This window comes from Streptomyces sp. NPDC033221 (genome assembly GCF_055577005.1).
This window is the reverse complement of sequence record NZ_JBVIQN010000009.1, coordinates 130778-146975: the sequence shown is the minus strand read 5'-3', so window position 1 is coordinate 146975 and position 16198 is coordinate 130778. Positions and strand designations below refer to the sequence as shown.

Annotated in this window: 16 protein-coding genes and 1 tRNA gene; 11 read left to right on the top strand and 6 right to left on the bottom strand. The window is 72.1% G+C overall.

What is annotated here, in order from left to right; all coding sequences use genetic code 11:
* Nucleotides 1-6: 6 nt before the first annotated feature.
* Nucleotides 7-1251 (bottom strand): DegT/DnrJ/EryC1/StrS family aminotransferase, encoded by a 1245-nt coding sequence (locus tag ACZ53K_RS14575; protein WP_468835585.1) that lies wholly within the window; start codon nucleotides 1249-1251, stop codon nucleotides 7-9.
* 162 nt (nucleotides 1252-1413) lie between these two features.
* Here ACZ53K_RS14575 and ACZ53K_RS14570 point away from each other — a divergent pair, with 162 nt between their 5' ends.
* From ACZ53K_RS14570 to ACZ53K_RS14550, 5 genes are all read left to right on the top strand, one after another.
* The gene (locus ACZ53K_RS14570; RefSeq protein ID WP_468835928.1) at nucleotides 1414-2244 is read left to right on the top strand and encodes a class I SAM-dependent methyltransferase; all 831 of its coding nucleotides are present in this window, start codon (nucleotides 1414-1416) and stop codon (nucleotides 2242-2244) included.
* 241 nt (nucleotides 2245-2485) lie between these two features.
* On the top strand, nucleotides 2486-3583 hold the full coding sequence (locus ACZ53K_RS14565) for a class I adenylate-forming enzyme family protein (RefSeq protein WP_468835582.1): 1098 nt from the start codon (nucleotides 2486-2488) through the stop codon (nucleotides 3581-3583).
* A gap of 1 nt (nucleotide 3584) precedes the next feature.
* Nucleotides 3585-5021 carry an aldehyde dehydrogenase family protein gene (locus tag ACZ53K_RS14560; RefSeq protein WP_468835580.1) on the top strand — a complete coding sequence of 479 codons (1437 nt, stop codon included), beginning with the start codon at nucleotides 3585-3587 and terminating at the stop codon, nucleotides 5019-5021.
* 85 nt (nucleotides 5022-5106) lie between these two features.
* Nucleotides 5107-6180 (top strand): DUF1611 domain-containing protein, encoded by a 1074-nt coding sequence (locus tag ACZ53K_RS14555; RefSeq protein WP_468835578.1) that lies wholly within the window; start codon nucleotides 5107-5109, stop codon nucleotides 6178-6180.
* A gap of 64 nt (nucleotides 6181-6244) precedes the next feature.
* On the top strand, nucleotides 6245-7096 hold the full coding sequence (locus tag ACZ53K_RS14550) for an SMP-30/gluconolactonase/LRE family protein (RefSeq protein ID WP_468835576.1): 852 nt from the start codon (nucleotides 6245-6247) through the stop codon (nucleotides 7094-7096).
* 16 nt (nucleotides 7097-7112) lie between these two features.
* Here the strand turns inward: ACZ53K_RS14550 and ACZ53K_RS14545 are convergent, their stop codons facing one another.
* The 3 genes from ACZ53K_RS14545 to ACZ53K_RS14535 are packed head-to-tail and all read right to left on the bottom strand — an operon-like array spanning nucleotide 7113 to nucleotide 9351.
* Nucleotides 7113-8342 (bottom strand): MAB_1171c family putative transporter, encoded by a 1230-nt coding sequence (locus ACZ53K_RS14545; protein WP_468835574.1) that lies wholly within the window; start codon nucleotides 8340-8342, stop codon nucleotides 7113-7115.
* Nucleotides 8339-8857 (bottom strand): toxin, encoded by a 519-nt coding sequence (locus ACZ53K_RS14540; RefSeq protein WP_468835571.1) that lies wholly within the window; start codon nucleotides 8855-8857, stop codon nucleotides 8339-8341. The genes ACZ53K_RS14545 and ACZ53K_RS14540 overlap by 4 nt, the downstream gene beginning before the upstream one ends.
* Nucleotides 8858-8910: 53 nt before the next feature.
* Entirely contained in the window at nucleotides 8911-9351 is a 441-nt protein-coding gene (locus ACZ53K_RS14535) for an XRE family transcriptional regulator (RefSeq protein ID WP_468835568.1), read from the bottom strand.
* A 450-nt stretch (nucleotides 9352-9801) separates the two neighbouring features.
* Here ACZ53K_RS14535 and ACZ53K_RS14530 point away from each other — a divergent pair, with 450 nt between their 5' ends.
* Together ACZ53K_RS14530 and ACZ53K_RS14525 are read left to right on the top strand one after the other, a co-directional pair.
* Nucleotides 9802-10458, top strand: a complete 657-nt coding sequence (locus ACZ53K_RS14530; protein ID WP_468835565.1) for a TetR/AcrR family transcriptional regulator — start codon at nucleotides 9802-9804, stop codon at nucleotides 10456-10458.
* Nucleotides 10455-11843, top strand: a complete 1389-nt coding sequence (locus ACZ53K_RS14525; protein ID WP_468835562.1) for a phenylacetate--CoA ligase family protein — start codon at nucleotides 10455-10457, stop codon at nucleotides 11841-11843. The genes ACZ53K_RS14530 and ACZ53K_RS14525 overlap by 4 nt, the downstream gene beginning before the upstream one ends.
* Nucleotides 11844-11900: 57 nt before the next feature.
* Here ACZ53K_RS14525 and ACZ53K_RS14520 read toward each other — a convergent pair.
* Nucleotides 11901-11988: transfer RNA gene (locus ACZ53K_RS14520), tRNA-Leu, on the bottom strand.
* A 233-nt stretch (nucleotides 11989-12221) separates the two neighbouring features.
* Between ACZ53K_RS14520 and ACZ53K_RS14515 the strand changes: the two genes are divergently transcribed.
* The 3 genes from ACZ53K_RS14515 to ACZ53K_RS14505 all read left to right on the top strand — a co-directional run bounded on the left by ACZ53K_RS14515 (nucleotide 12222) and on the right by ACZ53K_RS14505 (nucleotide 14988).
* A complete protein-coding gene (locus ACZ53K_RS14515) occupies nucleotides 12222-13547 on the top strand; it encodes a M20/M25/M40 family metallo-hydrolase (protein ID WP_468835560.1) in 1326 nt (441 codons plus the stop codon).
* 189 nt (nucleotides 13548-13736) lie between these two features.
* Nucleotides 13737-13970, top strand: a complete 234-nt coding sequence (locus ACZ53K_RS14510; protein ID WP_468835557.1) for a chaplin — start codon at nucleotides 13737-13739, stop codon at nucleotides 13968-13970.
* Between the two features lie 145 nt (nucleotides 13971-14115).
* A complete protein-coding gene (locus ACZ53K_RS14505) occupies nucleotides 14116-14988 on the top strand; it encodes a chaplin (protein ID WP_468835554.1) in 873 nt (290 codons plus the stop codon).
* Nucleotides 14989-15253: 265 nt separating this feature from the next.
* Here ACZ53K_RS14505 and ACZ53K_RS14500 read toward each other — a convergent pair whose 3' ends face one another.
* Nucleotides 15254-15442 (bottom strand): DUF5703 family protein, encoded by a 189-nt coding sequence (locus ACZ53K_RS14500; RefSeq protein ID WP_003986762.1) that lies wholly within the window; start codon nucleotides 15440-15442, stop codon nucleotides 15254-15256.
* Between the two features lie 47 nt (nucleotides 15443-15489).
* Here ACZ53K_RS14500 and ACZ53K_RS14495 point away from each other — a divergent pair, with 47 nt between their 5' ends.
* Entirely contained in the window at nucleotides 15490-16197 is a 708-nt protein-coding gene (locus ACZ53K_RS14495; RefSeq protein WP_468835550.1) for a hypothetical protein, read from the top strand.
* The last annotated feature ends 1 nt before the right edge of the window (nucleotide 16198 follow it).

Below are 16198 nucleotides of genomic sequence, written 5' to 3'. Positions count from 1 at the left end.
GCCGCGTCACGGCCCCGGCCCCCAGTCCTCCGGGTCGAGCACGGCCGCCATCCGGTTCAGCGCGCGCTCCGGCATGCCGGGATGCAGTGGCAGGCACACGGCGTGGCGTACGAGATGAGCCGCGGTGCGCGCGCCCTGGCGGTGGCCGGGCGGTGCCGGTAACGCGCCCAGCGACGTCGGCCGTGCCGCGTCGAATCCCGCGGACCGCAGACGGGCGGTCGTCGCGGCCGGGTCCGGGGTGGGTACGGCACACAGCCAGTACGTGTGTACGGGTGCGCCCGCGCCGTACACCAGCGACGGGCCGGGCAGCCGTGCCACGAACCGCCGGGCCACCGCCGCCCGCTGTGCCACCGCCCGTGCGGTGCCCGAGGCGCGCAGCCGCCGGTCCAGCAGGGCGAGCAGCGCGGCGCTCGGACGGTGCCGGATCGCGGGCATGAGGTCCATGCCGGCGAAGGCGCCCACCGTGTCCTGGAGGCCGTTCGTGCGATCGTGTCCCAGCGCTCCGGCGGCGGCCATCACACCGGTGTAGACCGGCCGCGTGGTGAGCAGCGCCAGCAGGGCGTACTTGGCGACCCGCCGGGCCTGCGCGTCCTGTCGCTGCACCGGCCACTCCCGGTGCAGCGCGCGCATCGCTGCCAGCAGACCGTGATTGCGTACGATCGCCACCGCGCCGCCCAGCGCCGTGGCGGTCTTGATCGGGCCGAAGCTGAACAAAGACACGTCCGCGCCCGGACTACCCCGGAAGTCCGGGCCGCTGTACGCCTGGGCGCAGTCCTCCAACAGCAGCCAGCCGCGCCGCGCGGCCAGCTCCGCCAGCAGGCCCAGCGGCGCCTGGGTGCCCAGGAGGTGAGCGACGACGACGGCCTTCGTCCGCGGGGTGGCGGCCGCTTCCCACTGCGCGGCGGTGGGCAGCAGCGTGCCCGCGTCGAGGTCCACCGGCACCGGCACCAGCCCGTGTTCCGTCACGATCCGCCACATGTCGGGGATCGTGACGGCGGACATCAGCACCTCACTGCCACGCGGCAGTGCGGCCGCGCTCAGCGCCAGGTCCAAGGCGCTGCGCACGGACAGCGTCGCCAGGCACCGGGTGCCGCCGCCTCCGGTCCCGTGCGCGTTCCCGCCCGTACCGCGGTCCCCGAACCGCCGTTCCACGGTGGCCGCCCACTGCTCGGCGTCCCCGCCCCGCCCACAGGCCGCCATGCCGTACGCGAGGTCCGGCCAGCCGATGTCGAAGTTCTTCGGTGGATACACCGCACACCACCTCCTCACCGGGACAGACGCACCGCGCCGCCGCATGCCTGACGGCCTCGGCGTCCTCTGCCGGGCATCCGGGTCCCGGCCGCCGGGTAGGGAGGCGCTGTGACCACTCAGGACAGCACGCCCCACCAGGACAGTGTCCCCACGACCGACGCCATGCTGCGGGCCAATCAGGAGAACTGGGACGCCCGTACCCCGGTGCACGTGGCCAGCGCCTTCTACGGTCTGGACGGCTCACGAACCGCCGATGACTGGTTCGCCCCTTTCGAATGGGACGACCTCGGGCCCTTGAAGGGGCGGGACGTGCTGCACCTGCAATGCCACCTCGGCACCGAGACACAGGCATTCGCCGAACGGGGCGCCGCACACACCGTCGGCCTGGACTTCTCCGGCGAGGCCCTGGCCGAGGCGCGCCGCCTGGCGGCCGGCAGTGGACGGGACATCGAATTCGTCGAGGCAGATGTGCACCAGGCCGCTGAAGCGCTGGGCGGGCGCCGCTTCGACGTGGTCTACACGGGCAAGGGCGCGCTCTGCTACCTGCCCGACCTGCACCGGTGGGCCCAGGTGATCGCCGAGCTGCTGCGGCCGGGCGGCACGCTGTACGTGGTGGAGTTCCACCCGCTGCTCAACTCCCTGGGCGCCACGCCCGACCCCGCCCGGGCGCCTGAGGACGCGCGGCTGCTGCTGGCCCACGACTACCTGGAGGGCCGGGGTGCGATCCGCAGTGATGCGCCGCACACGTACACCGACGGGCCACCGGTGGAGGGCGCGACCACCAGTTACGAGTGGCGGCACGGCCTCGGCGAGACCGTCAACGCGCTCGTCGGCGCCGGGCTGACCGTTGACCTGCTGCGCGAGACGGAGCTGCTGCCCTGGAAGCGGTTCGCGACGATGGAACGGGCGGACAACGGCTGGTGGCGGCTGCCCTCACAGGAACCGCGGGTTCCTCTGATGTTCGCGCTGCGGGCGGTTTCAGCAGGCAGGTAAGCGGAATCTGCGGGTCGGGCCAGGCGAACCCCGACATCCCCGGGCCCAGCAGCGGAGAAACGATTCTGGCCAGCCCTCGTCCGCTTCAAGCCGGAATGCCCCGGGCCGCATTGCACCGGCAATCATCCCATGATCCGGTGGATTCACGGGACAGGCCGGACAGGCCCGGCCGACAGAGACCAGCGAGATCAGCAGAAATCAGCAGACAACCAGCAGAGAACCAGCAGAGAGGTGACCCCGGATGCGCGACGTGGATGCCGTACTCGGCACGCCCTGGCACGAACTGCCCTCCGCCGACGCCGTTGTGACCGCGGCCATGGAATGGCACTTCGACCCGGCCACCGGCTCCCGGTTCTGGGTGGAGCGCGCCGCGTCGCTGCCCTTCGACCCGCGCAAGGACATCACCACCCTCGCCGACCTGAACCGCTTCCCCGACGTCAGCGCCGAGTGGCGCGACGTACCGGTCGAGGACCTGCTGCCCGCGGGGCTGCGCGGCCTCGGCAGGCGGCCCGCCGTCTGGGAGAGCGGCGGCACCACCGGAGCGCCCAAGCGGATCGTCGACCTCGGCCAGTGGGAGCGCAACACCCGCTGGTGGTCCGAGGTCCTCGACCAGCAGGGCTTCCCCTCCGACGACGGCAACCTGCTCTTCCTCGGCCCGACCGGGCCGCACGTCGTCGCGGAGGCGCTGCGCGGTCTCGCCCGGCTGCGCGGCGCGGTGTTCTTCCCCGTCGACCTCGATCCGCGCTGGGTACGGCGGTGTCTCCAGGACGGCCAGAGCGACATCGCCCGGCACTACGTCGACCACATCCTCGACCAGGCCGAGCGGGTGCTCGCCTCGCAGTGCGTCTCGCTGCTGTACGCGACCCCGCCGCTCCTGGAGGCGATCGCCGAACGCCCGCGGCTCGCCGGTCTGGTCCGCGACAAGGTCCGCGGCATCATGTGGGGCAGCACGTCGATCGACCCCGAGACGCTGCGGCTGCTGTCCGCCGAGGTCTTTCCCGAAGCGGCTGTCAGCGGTCTGTACGGGAACACGATGATGGGCGCGGCGCCCCAGCGGCCCGCCGTGCCCGGCGACACCGAACCCTGCGTCTTCCAGAGCTTCCACCCGTATGTGCACCTGTCCCTGCTCGACCCGGACGACCTGTCCCGCGAGGTGGCGTATGGCTCACGTGGCCGGGTGTGCATGCGCCAGCTGAGCCCGGAGGTGCTGCTGCCGCACGTACTGGAACGGGACACCGCGATCCGCGTCGCGCCGGTGCCGGGCTTCGCGGGCGACGGCGTGGCCGATGTACGGCCGCTCGCCGGCGGCGACAAGAAGATCATCGAGGGGGTGTACTGAGGTGCCCGGCCACCCGGAAGCCGCCGCCGGGAACGGCGACGACATCGCCGTCGAACGGCCCTCCGGCCCGTACCGCTCCGCCCACCGCACCGCCCTCACCGACGCCACCGGCAGCCCGGCGGGTGAACTGTCCCTCGCTCCGCCGCTGCTGATCCGCCAGGTGATCAGCGAGATGCGCGCCGCGCCGGAACAGCCCGCCGGGGAACGCCTCGCGGCCCTCGCACGGGCGGGGGAGCTGTTCGCCACCGCGACCCTGGACGGGGAGACACCCGACGCGTACTGCCGCAGCCAGGCCCTGGTCTCCGGACTGCCCGTGTCCGTCGCCCGCCGCACCCTCGACAGGGCGGCGCGGACCGGCCGCGCCGCGGCGGACACCCTGGCCGCGCAGCGCCCCGCCGGCGCCCTGCCCCTCGACGGCCTGACCGCCGACGGCACGACGGCGGTGTGGGTACGCAAGGGCGATGTCCTCGGCGTCCTGGCGCCCGGCAACCACCCGGCCACCCACCTGGAGTGGCTGGGCGCCCTCGCCCTCGGTTACCGCGTCGCCGTACGCCCCTCCCAGCGCGACCCGTTCACCCCGCGCCGGCTGGTCCGCGCCCTGCGCGAGGCCGGCCTGGCACCGGCGTACACGGCGCTGCTGCCGACCACCCACGAGCACGCGGAGACCCTCGTCGAGCAGGCCGATCTCGGTCTGGTCTACGGCGGTGAGAGCGTCGTCGCCCGCTACGCGGACAGCCGGCGGGTGCTCGCCCAGGGCCCCGGCCGCTCCAAGATCCTGATCACCGGGGACGTGCCCTGGCGGGACCACCTGGACACCGTCGCCGATTCGGTGGCCGCCGACGCCGGGGTGCAGTGCCTGAACGCCAGTGCCGTCCTGTGCGAGGACGATCCGCGGGGCCTCGCCCGGGCCCTGGCCGAACGGCTCGCGCGCCTCCCGCTGCTGCCGCCGGACCACCCCGAAGCGGCACTGCCCGTACGGCCGCTGGCCGAGGCCCGGCGCCTCGCGGAGCAGCTGCACGACACCGTCGGCCCGCACCTGGCGGCCGCCTCTGGCACGGACCCCGCCGAACGGTTCATCGCCGACCTGGGCGACGGCAGCGCCGTCCTGCGGCCGGTCGTGGTCGCCCTTGACAGCCCGAGGGACCCGCATCTCGGCACCGAAATGCCCTTCCCCTACGTGGCCGTGGCGCCCTGGTGCCCGGAGCTGCGCCCGTCCGGGCTCGGCCGGACCCTGTCCCTCACGGTGCTGAGCGAGGACACCGGCCTGGTACGCGAATGTCTCGCGAGCCCGCGGATCCGCAATGTGCACCGGGGCGACGTCCCCACCCACCGGACCCGACCCGGGCTGCCGCACGACGGCTCGCTCGCGGAGTTCCTGATGGAGTCGAAGACCTTCGCGGGCGGGGCCGGGGCGGCGGTCCGGGGACCGGTCACGTGAAGGGCCGCCACCGGTTCCCGGAGGGCATGTGCCACGGCCCGCTGCGCCGTTCCACGGGCAAGATCCGGTGGGTAGGGTTCCGGACATGGTCCTCTCCGGATTTTCCCGGCTTCCGCTCCGCGCCGTGCTCTTCGCCGACGGCGTGTTCGCGCGCCTCGAAGGCAAGACCGCCCAGGGCGTGCTGCGGCACAGCACCGTCCTCGAATCCGTGGCGGTCGTCGACCGCCTGCACCCGTCCGGCAGTACGGCGTCCGTGGTGCCCGGGACCGACGTCCCGGTCGTCTCCTCGCTGGAGGAGGCCCTGCGGTTCGAGCCGGAGGCGCTCGTCGTGGCGATGACCGAATCCGATCATGTGGCGGTCGTGGACGGCGAGGTGCGGCACGCACCACGGCCACCGGGCGACCTGCCGGCGTTCTGGTGGGAGCAGATCGCGACCGCCGTACGCAACGGTCTGCACGTCATCTCCTGTCTCCACCTCCAGCTGCGGCACACCGAATTCGCCGACAAGACCGCGAACGGTCAGCAACTGGTCGATATCCGGCGTCAGTACGACGCGCTCCCGAAGTATTCCGGCCGCCTCGAACGCGCCCGTGCCAAACTCGTGCACGTGGCGGGCAGCGACTGCGTGGTGGGAAAGCGGACCGTCGCCCTCCAGCTCCACCGGGAGGCACAGGCGCGCGGCATCGACTCCGGATACGTCGGCACCGGCCAGACCTGTCTGCTCGCCGGCTGCACGGAGGGCGCGATCATCGACCGTACCCCCGTCTTCCAGGCGGCCGGGCTCGTCGAGCACTTGGTACAGCAGGCCGACCCCCGGCACGACCTGCTGATCATCAAGGGCCAGGCGTCCGTGCTGCACCCCGCGTTCGGCGGCCTGGCCACCGCGATCCTCCAGGGCTCGCAGCCGGACGCCGTGGTCTTCGTGCACGACCCGCGCCGCACCCACCGCTACCACTGGGAGCACCTGCCGGTGGGCGACCCGCGCAGCGAGATCCGCATGGTGGAGGAGCTGGGCGGAGCCCCCGTCGTCGCCGTCGCCACCCGCGGCCGGGACAACGTGGCGAGCCTGCGCCCGCTGGGGCTGCCGGTCGTCGACGTCCTCGACGGCGACGGCACGGCCGAACTGATGGACGCCCTCGGCCCCGTACTGCCCCGCTGAACCGAACCGCTCCCGGCCCGGGGCCGCGAGCGGCGGCCCACCCGATATTCCCGTTACGAGGAGAATGTGCACAGTGACTGTTGAAGTGGCCCTGGCCGTACGGGCGCACTTTGCCGAATGCCCCACCTGGGACGCCGCCGACGGCACCCTGCTGTGGGTCGACATGAACGAGGGCGGGGTGCACCGCTACCGCCCCGCCGACGGCGGCGACACCGTCACCGTCGTCGACCAGCCGGTGGCGGCGGCGCTGCCCCGGGCGGGCGGCGGCCTGGTGCTGAGCCTGCGCGACGGCGTCGCGGTGGCCGGGCCCGACGGGTCCCGACGGTGGCTCGCCGAGTGGTCGCAGGAGGGCGTGCGCGGCAACGACGCGAGCATCGACGACCGGGGCCGGCTGTGGGTGGGCACCATCGCCGGTGAGACCGCGCCGGGCTGGCTGGCGCGCATCGACGCCGACGGCACCGCGCACACCGCGGCCACCGGCATCCAGCTGAGCAACGGCATCACGTGGAGCCCCGACGCCACCCGGATGTACTACGTGGACACCCGCACCCGCCGTATCGACGTCTTCGACTACGACCTGGACACCGGCAAGGCGGCCAACCGCCGCCTGTTCGCCGAGATCACCGGCACCGAGGGCCTGCCGGACGGCATGTGCACCGACACCGCCGGCGGCGTCTGGGTGGCCCTCTTCCGCGGCGGCGCGGTCCGCCGCTACACCCCGGACGGGCGGCTGGACCGCGAGATCACCCTGCCCGCCTCGCTGACCACCTCCTGCGGCTTCGGCGGCCCGGACCTGACCGACCTCTATGTCACCTCCGCCCGCCGCGACCTCGGGGACGTCGAGCCGCAGGCCGGCAACCTGTTCGTGGTGTCCGGCGTCGCCCAGGGGCTGGAGGGCGTGCCGTTCGCCGGGTGACCCCGCCCGTACGGGGTCACTGTCCGGCCCGCGCCACCGCGGGCCGGGCCCGGGCGAACGCGCGGGACACCTTGACCAGCCACGCCACATCGGCGGAGAAGTCCGGCCCGCCGGCCGCCGCGGGCACCGGCACACCGTCCGGACCGGGCGGGTACTCCTCGGCGCCCAACGGGCCGTCCGTCACCGGACCGTCCGTCACGGCCTCCGGCGCCCGCGGCCCGGCCGCCAGCGCCGCCGCGATGTGTGCCGCCTCCACCTCGGCGTGCCGCTCCTCGGCGGCCCCCCGCCCGGGCGAGAGCACCGCGCCCGGATCGCCGTGGTGCCCGCGCAGCGCCAGACAGCCGTCCCGGATCTCGATCACCCGGCGGTGCAGGTGGAACCGCAGGTCGTACAGGGCCGACAGGTCGTTGCCGGTGCTGGACGGCAGGGAGATCTCCGGGTGGGCCTGGTGCAGGGCCAGCCACAGCGGGCGCAGCAGCCGGTAACTGCGGTAGTCCGCCAGCCAGCTGCGGGCGGCGGAGACCCGCGGCCCCCACAGCGGCGCGGTCCAGCCGACGATGTTGAGGACCATGCCCACCGTCAGCGTCGTGCGGGACACGTCCGACCAGCGCAGCGGGTTCCAGCCGTACTGCGTCAGGAAGACATCGGCGTACCGCCCCGCCGGATAGACCAGCTCGATGGCCGCGCCGGCCGCCGCGATGCGCAGCCCGCGGCGCACCCACGCGTGGTCGGTGAGCTTGGCGAAGTGCCAGCAGGCGCGCGCCACCAGGACCTTGCCGACCACGAACGCGGTGAGGTACGCGGCCTGGTAGGCGACGAAGAACGGCTGGTCGCCGAGGTGGGTGAAGACATTGCGCGGCGGGCCCTGGAGGGTCGCCAGGAAGAACAGCACCGCCATCGTCACCGGCACCACCGCGAGCAGCGACAGCCGCCGCCTGGCCCGTACCCGTGCCTCGGCCCGCGGGTAGATCCAGTGGATCAGCAGGATCTGCTGGCAGGCCAGTACGGCGATGATCCACAGCTGGACCGACACGTTGTACCAGGTGATGGTGCCGAACAGGGTGCCCGTCCAGCGGGCGGGGGTGGACATCGAGAGGTACATGCCCTGGCACCCGAAGGAGGCGCACAGTGCTATCAGCCCCGCGTTGCGGCGGTGCCCGCGCAGCAGCGGTACGAGGGTGTAGGCGAACGCGATCCAGCAGGCGAGCGCGGCGATCGGGTAGCGGATGTGGGTGATGCCGGTCATGAACCGTCCTCACGGCGCCAGTTGAGCGATCCGTGGATACGGCCCAGCGCGCTGTCCGGGTCCGGTGCCGCGGTGCCCCCGCGTGGACCGGCGCGCAGCGCCTCCCCGAGGAGAAAAGCCATGACCTCCGCTTCCTGTTCCTGGGCGTCCGAGTAGTTCTCGCGGTACAGCAGGTCCTGCACGAGGGACGGGTCGAGGTCCGGGAAGAGCAGGGTGCCGGGATCGGTCCCGGGGACGCCGACGCCGTGGTGACCGCAGATCATGTGGGCCAGTTCATGGGCGATGATGTGTTCCTGGTGGTGGCGGCTGGTGTGCGCCTCGTAGACGACGTAGTCCGTGCCGGGGAAGGACAGCCACAGGCCGCACGGCCCCGAGGTGTCCATCGGCATGGCCACCAGCTCGATCTCCCGGTCCCGCACCCGGGCCAGGTGGTCGCACAGCTGAGGCAGGTCATAGAAGGCGGGAAGTCCATACGAAGCCAGCTTCTCCCGGCACTGCCGGCGCAGGGCTTTCACGCCGGAAGACCCTCTGCCGTGGCGGTCACGCCAGGGGAAAGGCATCCGGAGCACTACTCCTCGCCGTCGGCCGAACGGCTCGGCTGCCGGCCGCGGGTCGCGCCGGTGGTGGCGTGCATCATGCTGACCTCGCGGATGATGCGGGCCAGGGACTTGCGCCCGGAGTCGTCCATGCTCATGGCGCGCAGCGCGATGTCGCGGACCTCCGCGTTGCCCATCGCGGAGGCGAGGGCGAGCTGGGAGTCGACGCGGTCGGCGGTGCCGTCGTCGAAGAAGTAGGCCACCGGCACCCGGAAGAACGCCGCGAGCGCCTCCAGGTGGCGCTTGGTGGGGTTGGTGCGCTGGCCGGTGCGCAGCTGCCAGACGTAGGTCTTGGAGAACGTGCCGCCGCTCAGTTCGCTGCATCCGCGCGCGACTTCCTCGTAGGTGTACTCGCGGCCGTTCGCACGGATCGTGGTGAACAGCTTGTCGACCTTCCCGGCCAGTGACGACATCTGGGCTCCTTGGTGGGTCCGCCGGGGTGAGCTGCCTGGGCATGCCAACTCATCCTAGTTGACAGGGCTCTTGTGTGCACTTACCGTCAGATCGCGTTAGCGGAGATGAACAGAGCAGTACCGATGTCCACTCACGCGGACGACGGGGGTGTCCGCCTGAGGGAGAGCTCGTCGCGACGGCGACCGATTGCCATGGTCGCGCGGCGCCGGCGCGATGAGCCGCTGCGCACACCGGCGCACCCGACCGCGCAGTCGCCTGGCCACGCGCCCGCAATGTCTCCGCCGCCTCTCTTCGATTCCCTCGGCCTTCTTCGATGCCGTCGCCTGTGGTGTCCGCCGTCGGCCGGCACGCACGACCGGTCGAACTGGTAACTGAGATAACGCAGTTCACGCAGCCCGCAGCCGAACCGCCCACATTGCAATACAGAGCTGTGCTGTATCGTAATGAGTGTGAAGCCTGACAGTGAGCCCGAAAGGCACACCCTTGCCGTGCCGACCCCGCAGACGAAGACCCCCGGCCGGCCACGCAGCCGGGAGGCCGACGAGGCGATCCTCGCGGCCGCGCTCGATCTGCTCATCGAGCGGGGGATCGGCTGGGCCAGCATCGAGCAGGTGGCGCGCCGCGCCGGAGTCACCCGCGCCACCGTGTACCGCCGTTTCGCGACCCTGACCGACCTGTTGGTGCGCGCGGTCGAGTGGGAATACCGGGACGTGGACCCCGGCTCGATGGACTGGCCGGACATCGACGGCATGATCACCGCCTGGGCCGGTCACCTCGCCGAACCCCGTGCGCGCAAGCTGATCCGCCGCCTCTACGGCACGGTCGACGACCTCCCCGAACTGCTGCACGCCTACCACAAGGCGCACGGCGGCCACCGCGGCCTCGCGGTGCGCACCACCTTGGAGCGGGCCCGCACGGCCGGACAGCTTCCCCCGGACAGCGACCCGCACATCCTGCAGCAGATGCTCAGCGGCGCGGCCCTGCAACACCTCGCCGCGCACCCCGACACCACCGGCGCGGAAGAGGTCAAGGCCTACTTCCTCGCCGTCCTGGGGCAGGCCGGACTGCAGCCCGCTCCCGCACCTGGAAGGAGCACCACACGATGACCGAGAACGCGGCGTGGCTGGGACGGGACATCCGCAGGGCCCGCAAGGAGGGCATGCCCGCCGTCACGCGGCGGCAGCGCGACCGGCTGGCCGGCATGGTCGCCCACGCGCGGGCCGCCTCCCCGTACTACCGCGATCTCTACCGCGGCCTGCCCGAACGGGTGGAAGATCCGACGCTGCTGCCGGTCACCGACAAGAAGACGCTGATGGCGCACTTCGACGACTGGGCGGCCGACCGCGCCATCACGTACGACAGGGTGCGCGCCTTCACTGACGACCCCGACCGGATAGGACGGCGGTTCCTCGGAAAGTACCTGGTGGCCACCACCTCGGGTACCAGCGGCCGGCGCGGCCTCTTCGTCCTCGACGACCGGTACATGGACGTGGGTGCCGCACTCACCTCCCGCGTGCTCGCCTCCTGGCTGGGCCCGGCCGGCCTGGTGCGGGCGGCCGCTCAAGGCGGCCGCTTCGCCCAACTCGTGGCCACCGGTGGGCACTATGTCGGTTTCGCCGCGTACTCCCGCACGGTCCACGCGGGCGGCTGGCGCAGCAAGCTGCTCCGCGCTTTCCCGGTGCACACGCCGATGCCGCAGCTGGTGGCCGAACTCAACGCCTGCCGTCCCGCCTTCGTCATCGGCTACGCCAGTACGATCATGCTGCTCACCGCCGAGCAGGAAGCCGGCCGCCTGCGCATCAACCCGGCGCTGGTCCAGCCGGCCGGCGAGACGATGACCGCGGACGACACCGACAGGATCGCCCGCGCTTTCGGCACCACGGTCCGCGCGATGTACAGCGCGACCGAGTGCACCTACCTCAGCCACAGCTGCGTCCACGGCTGGTACCACGTCAACAGCGACTGGGCCGTACTCGAACCGGTCGACGCCGACCACCGGCCCACCCCGCCCGGACAGTTCTCGCACACCGTGCTGATCAGCAACCTCGCCAACCGCGTCCAGCCGTTCCTGCGCTACGACCTCGGTGACAGCGTCCTGCTCAGGCCCGACCCGTGCCCGTGCGGCAATCCGCTGCCCGCGCTGCGCGTACAGGGACGCGCGGGCGACATCCTCACCTTCCCCGCCCGCGACGGCGCCCCGGTGCAGCTCGCCCCCCTGGCCTTCGGCACCCTCTTCGACCGCACTCCCGGAGTCGAACTGTTCCAGGTCGAGCAGACCGCCCCCGCTACCCTGCGCGTACGGCTGCGGCCGGCCGCCGGCGCCGACCCGGACCGCGTGTGGCAGGGCGCCCACCTGGAGCTGACGCGCCTGCTCGCCGACAACGGACTCGACCACGTCACGGTCCAGCGCGCCGAGGAACCACCTCGGCAGGCGGCCGGCGGCAAGTACCGGACCGTCATTCCCTTCGACGGGGCGGGCGCCCGCCCCTGAGCAGCGGCGGCCCCGCCCGCAGAACGCGAAAAACCCCAGCTGAGCTGGGGTTTTTGCTGGTGTCCGAGGGGGGACTTGAACCCCCACGCCCGATAAAGGGCACTAGCACCTCAAGCTAGCGCGTCTGCCATTCCGCCACCCGGACCAGGTGTCTGCCGGTGCGGGCCCTGGGCCGTTCCGACAGAGAAAACAATAGCAAACGTTCAGGGGTGGTCGATCACGGCCGTCCGGAGCCGGGGGTACGCCCGTGACCTGCACATGTCGGGAGTATTGCGGCCTTGGGCGCAGCGCCGCCGAGGGGGAGGATGGCGGTGGACGCCCGCCGCGGTCCGTGCCCCACCGGGAGGACGGCGCGGCCGTGAACCATGAGGAGGCAGTGTGAGCGAGTCGCAGCCGGCCCGTACGGTCACCGGCGAGGACGAGGTCGTCGACCTGTGCCGGGACCTGATCAGGATCGACACGAGCAACTACGGCGACCATTCCGGCCCGGGTGAGCGCGCAGCCGCCGAGTACGTGGCGGAGAAGCTCGCCGAGGTGGGCCTGGAGCCGCAGATCTTCGAGTCGCACAAGGGCCGCGCCTCGACGGTGGCCCGGATCGAGGGGGCGGACCCGTCGCGGCCCGCGCTGCTGATCCACGGACACACCGACGTGGTGCCCGCCAACGCGGAGGACTGGACCCACCACCCGTTCTCCGGGGAGATCGCGGACGGGTGCGTGTGGGGCCGCGGCGCGGTCGACATGAAGGACATGGACGCGATGACGCTCGCGGTCGTCCGTGACCGCCTGCGCTCCGGCCGCAAGCCGCCGCGCGACATCGTGCTCGCCTTCCTCGCCGACGAGGAGGCGGGCGGTGTGTACGGCGCCCGCCACCTCGTCGACAAGCACCCCGGGCTCTTCGAGGGGGTGACGGAGGCCATCGGCGAGGTCGGCGGCTTCTCCTTCACCGTCAACGAGAACCTGCGGCTGTACCTGATCGAAACAGCCCAGAAGGGGATGCACTGGATGCGGCTGACCGTGGACGGCACGGCCGGCCACGGGTCGATGACCAACAGCGACAACGCGATCACCGAGCTGTGCGAGGCGGTCGGGCGGCTGGGCCGGCACAAGTTCCCGGTGCGGGTGACCAAGACCGTACGGTCCTTCCTCGACGAGCTGTCGGACGCCCTGGGCACCGAACTCGACCCGGAGGACATGGAGGAGACCCTCGCGAAGCTGGGCGGCATCGCGAAGATCATCGGAGCCACGCTGCAGAACACCGCGGCACCGACCCAATTGGGCGCCGGCTACAAGGTCAACGTCATCCCGGGCCAGGCGACCGCGGCCGTCGACGGGCGGTTCCTGCCCGGCCATGAGGAGGAATTCCTCGCCGATCTGGACCGTATTCTCGGCCCGCGGGTCAAGCGCGAGGACATTCATGCCGACAAGGCACTGGAGACCGGTTTCGACGGCCCGCTGGTGGCGGCCATGCAGTCGGCGCTGAAGGCCGAGGACCCGATCGCGCGGGCCGTGCCGTACATGCTCTCCGGCGGTACGGACGCGAAGTCCTTCGACGACCTCGGTATCCGGTGCTTCGGATTCGCGCCGCTGCAGCTGCCGCCGGAGCTGGACTTCGCCGGCATGTTCCACGGCGTGGACGAGCGGGTGCCGGTCGACGGACTGAAGTTCGGGACGCGGGTACTCGACCGGTTCATCGAGCAGAGCTGAGGCGAAGTCCCGCGCCGCGGCGCGGGACTTCGGGCCCCTGACGTCGTACGCGGGCCCGGACAATCGGCCAGGCGTACGTATTTAGCCGGAACGAGTGAATGGCGTCATAGGCTCGTAGCTTCATCACCTTCTCCTCGTTGCAGAGAGTGCGGTCCGCGGCTGGGACCGCATTGCCAACAAGGAGGAATAATGATCAAGAAGGTCGTCGCTGCCGCGGCTGCCACCGGCGGTCTGGTGCTCGCTGGCGCGGGCATCGCCGTCGCCGACGCGGGGACGCAGGGCGCTGCCCTGAACTCCCCGGGTGTCATTTCGGGCAACACCCTCCAGGTCCCGGTCCACGTGCCGATCAACCTGTGCGGCAACACGATTGACATCATCGGGCTGCTGAACCCTGCCTTTGGCAACACCTGCGTCAACGACTGACGCTGTGCCTGAACCCGTAAGGCTGTAACCCCGGTCGGCTCCGGAGTGCGCGCCATGCACTCCGGAGCCGACGGTTGTTCCGGCCCGTGGACGCGAGGCGTGGTGCGGGTCACTCGGAAGGTCAAAGGCAGGGGAGAGCGAACCTATGCGACAGGTCGCGAAAAAGGGCCTGATCACGATGGCGGCGGCGAGCGGCGTACTGGCCGTCGCGGGCGGCTATGCGCACGCGGATTCCGGTGCGCAGGGGAATGCGGCGCATTCCCCAGGGGTGTTGGCCGGGAATACCGGCCAAATCCCCGTGGACATCCCGGTGCAAGCCTGCGGTAATTCCGCGAATGTCGTCGGACTGCTGAATCCCGCCATGGGAAACCACTGCGACAACGGCGGCGGGGGATCGCACGCCGGCCGGAGCCACGGCAGGAACGGGTCCGGCGGCGGGGCCGGTGCGCAGGGCTCGGCGCAGGGGTCGCCCGGCGTCGTCTCGGGCAACCAGGTGCAGGCGCCGATCCACGCGCCCGTCAACGCCTGCGGCAACTCGGTGTCGGTCGTCGGACTCGGCAACCCCGTCAACGCCAACGGCTGCGCGGGCGACGGCGGCAGCACCGGGGACGGCACCGGCACGGGCACCGACCACGGCTCGACGCCGGGCCATCCGGGCAGCCCGGGCAGCCCGGGCACGCAGCACCCGCGGCCGTCCGGCGGCCAGGAGGACCCGCGGGCCCCGGGCGGCCCCGCGACCCCGGCCGAGGACCGCGCGGGCGAACCGGCGGACCCGGCCCACGGCCTGCGGCCGCACACGACGGACACGGCGGGCGCCGTGCAGGAGCGGGAGGCGCAGGCCCGGAAGGAGGAGTCGACGCCGCGTACGCAGTTCGTCACGCCGCCCGAGGAGGCCGAGGGCATGGAACGCCTCGCCCAGACCGGTGCGGGAGCGCTCGGTCTCGCGCTGCCGGCGAGCGCGGGCCTGTTGATCGGTGGTGCGGTGCTCTACCGCCGCGCGCGTTCCGCACGGGTCTGACGGCGCACGGACGTACCGTGCACGGACGTGTTGCTACCGCTCGCGGGAGGGCCGCCAGGCCGGTACGACGACCACGGAGCGGGCCCCGCGCCGACGGGGCCCGCTCCGTCGCGTGCAGGGGCGGCGTATGCAGGATTGTCGGACAGCGGCCCGTCGGATACCGGCCCTTCGGCCGCGGGCCCGGCAGAGGCCGGCCCGCCGTACGCGGCCGGAAAGGCCGGCGGCGGTCACGCGTGCCGGTCCGTGCCGCGGCGGCCGTGGCCGCTCACCAGGTCGCCCGGATCTGGCGGATGATCCGGCGGCGCAGCCGTACGCGGCGGCTGCCGTCGGGGTTCAGGCGCAGGCGGTCCAACTCCCAGTGTCCGTACTCGGCATGGTCGGTCAGCAGGCGTGTGGCGGCCTTGCGGGAGACCCCTCGCGGCACATACACATCGCAGAATTCGTATTCCGGCATCGCATCTATTGTGCGGGACCCGCCCCAGTACGGATAGCGTCTGCACTATGTCTGATGCTGCGCAGCCTTCCGCTGCCGAGGTACGTGCCGCCGCCGAGGCGGTCAAAGCCGCGCTGGACCGTCACCTCGACGCGGTCGAACACCGCTCGGGCCAGGACGACCCTGCCGTCTATGCCGCGTTCGACGAACTCGCCGCGGCGGCTGAGGCGTACGACGAGCTGCTGTACGACACCTATGACGAGGTCACTCCCTTCGAGATCCCCGGGAACGACACGCTGCCCGCCTACGCGGGCCCGGAGGAACCCAGCGCGCTGAGCGTGCTGATCCGGCGGGACTACGCGGTGGTCGAACCACAGCGGCTGCTGTCGCAGGCACAGCGGATCGCCGACCTCGACCCGGAGTCGGCCGCCGACGCCGCGGCGGAGGCCAGGGCGGTCAACGGCGGTACGGGATCGGTGTCCGGCGTGGTCGGCAGCAGCGTGCACGCGGCGCTGGGGGTCCTCTTCGGGGAGTTCGAACCGGACGAGATCGCCACCCGGCACAAGGAATTCGGCCTGGAGGAGGGCGACTCCACCCTGTGGGTGGTCGCCGCCGACGAGCTGACCGAGCCGGGGGAGTGGCTGTCCGCGCCGTTCGACCAGACCGATCCGCAGCGGGTGGTGTGCCGCTTCGACGTCAGCTCCGTCTTCGACGAGGATCTGGGCACCGACGTCGATGACGACGACGTACTGGAGACGCTCGACGGGGACCGGTGAG

Bases quoted from the DNA above. Each gene is read 5' to 3' on its own strand.
- ACZ53K_RS14510 (WP_468835557.1), top strand. From the start codon at position 13,737: ATGATCAAGAAGGTCGTCGCTGCCGCGGCTGCCACCGGCGGTCTGGTG.
- ACZ53K_RS14565 (WP_468835582.1), top strand. From the start codon at position 2,486: ATGCGCGACGTGGATGCCGTACTCGGCACGCCCTGGCACGAACTGCCC.
- ACZ53K_RS14525 (WP_468835562.1), top strand. From the start codon at position 10,455: ATGACCGAGAACGCGGCGTGGCTGGGACGGGACATCCGCAGGGCCCGC.
- ACZ53K_RS14505 (WP_468835554.1), top strand. From the start codon at position 14,116: ATGCGACAGGTCGCGAAAAAGGGCCTGATCACGATGGCGGCGGCGAGC.
- ACZ53K_RS14535 (WP_468835568.1), bottom strand. From the start codon at position 9,351: ATGTCGTCACTGGCCGGGAAGGTCGACAAGCTGTTCACCACGATCCGT.
- ACZ53K_RS14555 (WP_468835578.1), top strand. From the start codon at position 5,107: ATGGTCCTCTCCGGATTTTCCCGGCTTCCGCTCCGCGCCGTGCTCTTC.
- ACZ53K_RS14545 (WP_468835574.1), bottom strand. From the start codon at position 8,342: ATGACCGGCATCACCCACATCCGCTACCCGATCGCCGCGCTCGCCTGC.
- ACZ53K_RS14570 (WP_468835928.1), top strand. From the start codon at position 1,414: ATGCTGCGGGCCAATCAGGAGAACTGGGACGCCCGTACCCCGGTGCAC.
- ACZ53K_RS14495 (WP_468835550.1), top strand. From the start codon at position 15,490: ATGTCTGATGCTGCGCAGCCTTCCGCTGCCGAGGTACGTGCCGCCGCC.
- ACZ53K_RS14500 (WP_003986762.1), bottom strand. From the start codon at position 15,442: ATGCCGGAATACGAATTCTGCGATGTGTATGTGCCGCGAGGGGTCTCC.
- ACZ53K_RS14550 (WP_468835576.1), top strand. From the start codon at position 6,245: ATGTGCACAGTGACTGTTGAAGTGGCCCTGGCCGTACGGGCGCACTTT.